Source organism: Pseudanabaena sp. lw0831 (assembly GCF_016584665.1).
Classification (GTDB): domain Bacteria; phylum Cyanobacteriota; class Cyanobacteriia; order Pseudanabaenales; family Pseudanabaenaceae; genus Pseudanabaena.
Map to the genome: position 1 here is coordinate 1 of NZ_BBJB01000094.1, position 5,765 is coordinate 5,765.

Consider the following 5,765-nt stretch of genomic DNA (forward strand, 5'->3'; position numbering starts at 1 on the left):
GTGCGGCGGGTGTTGCGGCGCTATGATGAGCATTTGTCTGAGGCGGAACGGGAGGTGATGGAATCTTTTAGTGCGTTCCGTTTGCCAGTGAAGGAGGCAGCGTTGGCGGATTTAGGGGGATCGAGTGGGTTTTTGAATCAATTAGTGAACTATCGGATGTTGCGCTATGATAACCGATTGCAACATTATACGACGCATCCATTGATTAGGTCGCATTATCTGGAACGGCTGAAAGAGAAGCCCATTGAGGTAGTGCAGGCACTCCACAATCGAATTAAGGAATGGTATCTCGATATTGCGGGAGAAATGCCCGAATTGCCAACTCTCGATCAACTTGCTCCGTTGATTGAAGCGGTACATCATGCTTGTCAGGCGGGTGAGTATGATGAGGCGAATGATGATATTTATTGGGAGCGGATTTATCAGAAGACTAGCCGTGTCATTATCCATAAACTCTGTGCTTATGAAACGAATCTCGCCATCATGCAAGAGTTTTTCCCACAGGGCGATACATTGCAAGATCCGCAGGTAAGCCAACCAAGTGATAAAGCCTTTATTCTGAACGAGATCGCCCTCTGCCTCATGAATTTGGGACGCTTGCGTGAAGCATCTCCCTTTTATGAACGTAAAAATCATATTAGGATAAGTCAATCTGATTGGTACAACGCTAGTGCGGGCTACTATAGCCTTTCAGATTTGTATGCTTATCTCGGCGATCTGGCGGCAAGTGCTGAGTCGGCGCGTGAGGCGATCGCCCTAAGCGATCGCGCTGAAAATAAAAATTACAAATGCTATTCACTCGCCCGTCTCGCTTATGCAAAATTTTTGCAAGGATCTGGAACTACGGCGGGTGAGCCTTTTCAGCAAGCCGAGGCATTGCAACGTGAGATCGATTCGTCCAAGCAATATCTGTACAGCGATATAGGCAGTTTTCACGCGGAATACTTGCTAAGGTATGGTGAAGCGGACTATGCGCGGCGCGTTACAGAGGCAAATCTAGAAATTTGCAAGCGAAATAACTGGTTAGACAATATCAGCCGATCGCATCGCGTTCTCGGCGATCTTGGCATCGATCCACAAGTTCATTATGTCGAAGCCCTCAAAATCGCCCGCAGTATTTCCTTTCGCGCCGTTCTAATTGAAGCCTTGCTAGGCTATGGTCGCTGGTTGGTTGGTCTAGGACTAATCCCAATTTCACAAGAAGTGGTGCAAGCAATTTCCCATTCCCAAACTGAGCAATGCTATATGCTTTCCCTCCGCACAAATGAGAATCCTAGAAATGAGAACGATCTAGTACTAGCGCGACAACATCTTGACGAAGCGCTGACCTATGCCACTACAGGCGGTTATCGCCGTTATGAAGCAGATCTTCGCATTGCCCTAGCATGGCTGCATTGGCGCGAAGGCGATCTCATTACCGCCAGACGCGAAGCCGACAGAGCCAAACGCGCCAGCGACGAGATGGGATATTTCTGGGGGCGGGTTGATGCGATCAATTACGAATTACGAATTACGAGAATTGATTAATTACGAATTACGAGTTTTTTTTAATTACGAATTATCAATTACGAATTACGAGTTAAAATTTCGTAATTCATAATTAAATAAATGAAGCCTGATAATTTAGTACAACAAAAAAGTTACGCCTTCGCAGTGCGGATCGTGAAGCTTTATCAGTATTTGACAAGCACCAAAAAGGAATATGTTCTATCTAAACAAATATTGCGATCGGGAACCAGCATCGGCGCAAATATTGAAGAAGCGATCGGTGGACAATCAAAAGCAGACTTTATTTCAAAACTATCCATAGCCTACAAAGAAGCCCGCGAAACAAGCTACTGGCTAAGACTGCTAAAAGATACCGATTACCTCACCGAAAAAGAATTTGAAAGCATACATCCCGACGTAGAAGAACTATGTCGGATTATTGGGAGTATCCAAAAAAGCACAAAAAATAATTCGTAATTCGTAATTCGTAATTCGTAATTCGTAATTCGTAATTCGTAATTCGTAATTTTAATCGGGAACCAGCATCGGCGCAAATGTTGAAGAAGCGATCGGTGGACAATCAAAAGCTGACTTTATTCACAAACTAGCGATCGCCTACAAAGAAGCCCGCGAAACAAGCTACTGGCTAAGGCTGCTAAAGGATACCGATTACCTCACCGAAAAAGAATTTGAAAGCATACACCCCGACGTAGAAGAACTATGTCGCATTATCGGCAGCATCCAAAAAAGCACAAAAAACAATTCGTAATTCGTAATTCGTAATTCTCCTCATTCGTAATTCTCCCTCCCCTCATTCGTAATTCGTAATTCGTAATTCGTAATTTTAATCGGGAACCAGCATCGGCGCAAATGTTGAAGAAGCGATCGGCAGTCAATCAAAAGCTGACTTTATCCACAAACTAGCGATCGCCGACAAAGAAGCCCGTTAAACAAGATACTGATTACCTCACCGAAAAAGAATTTCAAAGTATACATCCCGAAGTAGAAGAACTATGTCGGATTATTGGGAGTATACAAAAAAGTGCAAAAAATGGGAATTGAAATTACGAATTACGAATTGAGGTTTTTAAATTCGTAATTCGTAATTAAATAAAATATGTCAGTATACTTACCTTATAAACTAACTGAGCTTTAGGAGTTTATTAATGACAACCTCCTTCAAGTATGTGGCTCCCGATCTTGAGTATCCTAGCAGTGATGGCTTACCGATGGCAGAAAGTGATGCAGCAAGAGATTACTTAATCTACGGCGTTGAAGCATTGAGCTTACATTTTCAAAATCATTCTGATGTTTATATTTCAGGCAACTTGTTTATTTATTATGAACAAGGAAATCCCAAGGCAGTAGTCGCACCAGATGTATTTGTGGTATTTGGCGTTGAAAAGAAAAAGTGTCCTTCTTACAAGCTATGGGAAGAAAATTACAAGGCTCCAGATTTTGTTTTAGAAGTCACCTCAAAAAGCACAGTCAGCGAAGACCAAGGCACAAAAAAAGGACTATATGCATATTTAGGAATCAAAGAATACTTCCAATAGGACCCCACTGCCGACTATCTAAAACCTCCTCTACAGGGGCTGCGCTTAGTAGAAGGAAACTATCTGTCGATTCCATCGCAGATCAAAGAAGGAGAATTGTCTGTCTTTTCGCAGGTATTGGGCTTGGAATTGCGGCGACAACAAGATGGAGAAATGCGCTTCTATGATCCCGCAACAGATCAAAAACTACGCAGCACAGCAGAGTTTGCAGCAGCTAAATTAGAGGCTGAGCGAGCTAAATCTCTGGCTGAGCAAGGGCAATTTACAGCTGAGCAAGCTAAATTTGCGGCTGAACAACGGGCATCAAAACTAGCTGACAAGTTGTGTGAATTAGGTATTGATCCTGAGAATCTTTAGGATATGCAGCATTTTGTATAACTTGAGAAAACGCTATATAGCAATAGGATGACTTAAATCTAGATCGAGGGGATTTTTAGCGAGTTTACCGATCGCCACACCAGCTTTCGGATGAATCCAATCGGGGGCAATCTCCGCTAAGGGTAATAACACAAAAGCTCGATCGCTCATTCGGGGATGCGGTATTACTAATTCGGGGCTATCAATTTGGCGATCGCTATAAAGCAATAAATCTAGATCGAGAGTTCTTGCACCCCATCGTTCGCGGCGTTCGCGACCAAACATCTGTTCAGTATAGAAAAGCGCTTGCAAAAGTTGCAGAGGCTGAAAACTGGTTTTTAAAATTGCACAACCATTTATATAGTCAGGCTGTGGGGCAGAATTTGGCAAAGTAATCGCCTTAGTTCGATACCAACGGGAAACGCGAATTATCTCAATTTCGGAAAGACTTGAAAGTTGCACGATCGCTGAACGGACAATTTTTTCGGAGTCACCTATTTCACTGCTCAGGTTACTACCTAAGGCGATCGCGCAAAGCTCAGTCATGCAATTTAATGTCAAGCAACAATACAGACTCTGCTATGCAGCGTCTGTATTGCATTATACGGGAATCGCTTCAGTTGTGCGATAAAGCTTCGCGCCAACATTACGTAACTTTTCTTCGATGCGATCGTAACCGCGATCGAGATGATGTAAGCCCATGACCGTGGTTTCGCCATCGGCGGCTAGTCCTGCGATCACCAGCGCAGCCGAAGCGCGTAGATCGGTTGCCATTACAGGAGCGCCCGACAATTGAGGTACACCAGTCACCACAGCAACATTATTTTTGAGTCGAATATTTGCACCCATACGATTGAGTTCAGCAACATGTTGCAAGCGGTTTTCAAATACAGTTTCAGTAACTACACCATTGCCATCACAGATGGTCAGCAAAGCCATAAATTGAGCCTGCATATCGGTAGGGAATCCAGGATAAGGTAAGGTTTCGATATCTACAGCACGATAGTTATCACCACCAATAACAGTGATCATATTGTCAGAATCTTGGCGCACGGTGACCCCGATATCTTGCAGTTTAGAAATTGCGGCGGTAAGGTGTGCAGGAATCACAGGCGACATCGATAAGGTCGATCGCGTAATGGCGGCAGCAACCATAAAAGTTGCAGCTTCAACACGATCGGGAATCGCTGTGAAATCAGCAAAATGGAGCTTTTCGACACCATCAATAATGATCGTACTTGTGCCAGCACCTCTTATCTTTGCGCCCATCGCCATACAAAGATCGGCTAGATCGATGACTTCAGGCTCAAGAGCCGCATTCTCGATCATGGTTTGCCCATCAGCGAGCGTCGCCGCCATCATCAAGGTCTCGGTCGCACCAACGCTGGGATAATCAAGATAAATTTTTGCGCCTTGCAAACGTCCATTGGGACTCATGGCATGGGCATGGACGATACCATGATCGATCTGCACAAATGCTCCTAGAGATTGCAACCCTCGTACATGCAGTTCTACAGGACGCGCCCCGATCGCACAGCCACCTGGCAGAGGAATTTTCGCTGATCCTAGTCTTGCCAATAGTGAACCAACTGCAAAGAAACTAGCTCTCATCTTACTTACCAATTCGTAAGGTGCAGAGTTTGTTGTCAAGTTGCTGGTATCAAGATCGAGAACTTCGCCATTGCGCGAAATTTTTACACCGAGGGTTTCGAGAATGTCACTCATGCGCTGCACATCAGCGAGGTTGGGGACATTCCGAATACGGCATCCTTCTGACGATAAAAGTGAGCCTGCCATGAGGGCAAGGATGGAATTTTTTGCACCACTAATGGGGACATGCCCAGACAGTTTCGCTTTGCCAATGATGCGGAGGACAGGGGCGTTGAGTTCCATTTCTGAAGATTCGAGCGTGGTTAGGTCGATAGGCTCAATGATTTGTGAAGCTATTTGTGAAGCATTACCAAGATCCATCGTCGATTGCATAGGCTGTAAATTGTTAGTTGTATTTGTATTGGTTGAGCTGGTTGTGTAAACGATCGCCTTGTCCTCCTCACATCAAAAATAACGTAGCCAAAAGTTTAGCGGAGTATATCCGATAAACTGTTAACTTTTGTACGCTAAGTGTATTTACTCATTATTAATGATTGAGCCGTATATGGCAATTTAGTCAAAAGTAATACAGCAATTCAAATTATGAAACCGATTTTGGAGTTTTCAGTGCCTGCGGCGCTGAAAACTCCAAAATCGGTTTCGATGTAAGTCCGCCAACGGCGGACTTACATCGTATTTGAGAAGTCAATATACACAAATTTTTTAGCTAAAGCCAATGTTTTTGCCCCCTAAATCCCCCAATTCTGGGGGACT

Annotated in this window: 6 protein-coding genes and 2 pseudogenes; 6 read left to right on the forward strand and 2 right to left on the reverse strand. The window is 44.1% G+C overall.

Annotated elements, in window-relative coordinates:
- From APA_RS19865 to APA_RS25305, 6 genes and pseudogenes are all read left to right on the forward strand, one after another.
- Positions 1 to 1,527, forward strand: a pseudogene (locus APA_RS19865) (serine protease); the annotation flags it as partial.
- Positions 1,528 to 1,608: 81 nt separating this feature from the next.
- Complete coding sequence (locus APA_RS19870; RefSeq protein WP_201323978.1) at positions 1,609 to 1,965, forward strand: four helix bundle protein; 357 nt, start codon at positions 1,609 to 1,611, stop codon at positions 1,963 to 1,965.
- Positions 1,966 to 2,032: 67 nt separating this feature from the next.
- On the forward strand, positions 2,033 to 2,257 hold the full coding sequence (locus APA_RS25865) for a four helix bundle protein (protein ID WP_201323981.1): 225 nt from the start codon (positions 2,033 to 2,035) through the stop codon (positions 2,255 to 2,257).
- 79 nt (positions 2,258 to 2,336) lie between these two features.
- A pseudogene (locus APA_RS25870) lies at positions 2,337 to 2,550 on the forward strand (four helix bundle protein); the annotation flags it as partial.
- Positions 2,551 to 2,654: 104 nt separating this feature from the next.
- On the forward strand, positions 2,655 to 3,044 hold the full coding sequence (locus APA_RS25300) for a Uma2 family endonuclease (protein WP_236579907.1): 390 nt from the start codon (positions 2,655 to 2,657) through the stop codon (positions 3,042 to 3,044).
- Positions 3,045 to 3,140: 96 nt separating this feature from the next.
- Complete coding sequence (locus tag APA_RS25305; RefSeq protein WP_236579908.1) at positions 3,141 to 3,401, forward strand: hypothetical protein; 261 nt, start codon at positions 3,141 to 3,143, stop codon at positions 3,399 to 3,401.
- A 33-nt stretch (positions 3,402 to 3,434) separates the two neighbouring features.
- On the opposite strand, the gene folK is transcribed toward APA_RS25305, so the two are convergent.
- On the reverse strand, positions 3,435 to 3,947 hold the full coding sequence (gene folK / locus APA_RS19890; RefSeq protein WP_201323979.1) for a 2-amino-4-hydroxy-6-hydroxymethyldihydropteridine diphosphokinase: 513 nt from the start codon (positions 3,945 to 3,947) through the stop codon (positions 3,435 to 3,437).
- Between the two features lie 54 nt (positions 3,948 to 4,001).
- Positions 4,002 to 5,384, reverse strand: a complete 1,383-nt coding sequence (gene murA / locus APA_RS19895; protein WP_201323980.1) for a UDP-N-acetylglucosamine 1-carboxyvinyltransferase — start codon at positions 5,382 to 5,384, stop codon at positions 4,002 to 4,004.
- Positions 5,385 to 5,765: the final 381 nt, after the last annotated feature.

Coding starts and splice junctions, on each gene's coding strand:
- APA_RS19870 (WP_201323978.1), top strand. CDS start 1,609: ATGAAGCCTGATAATTTAGTACAACAAAAAAGTTACGCCTTCGCAGTG.
- APA_RS25300 (WP_236579907.1), top strand. CDS start 2,655: ATGACAACCTCCTTCAAGTATGTGGCTCCCGATCTTGAGTATCCTAGC.
- folK (WP_201323979.1), bottom strand. CDS start 3,947: ATGACTGAGCTTTGCGCGATCGCCTTAGGTAGTAACCTGAGCAGTGAA.
- murA (WP_201323980.1), bottom strand. CDS start 5,384: ATGCAATCGACGATGGATCTTGGTAATGCTTCACAAATAGCTTCACAA.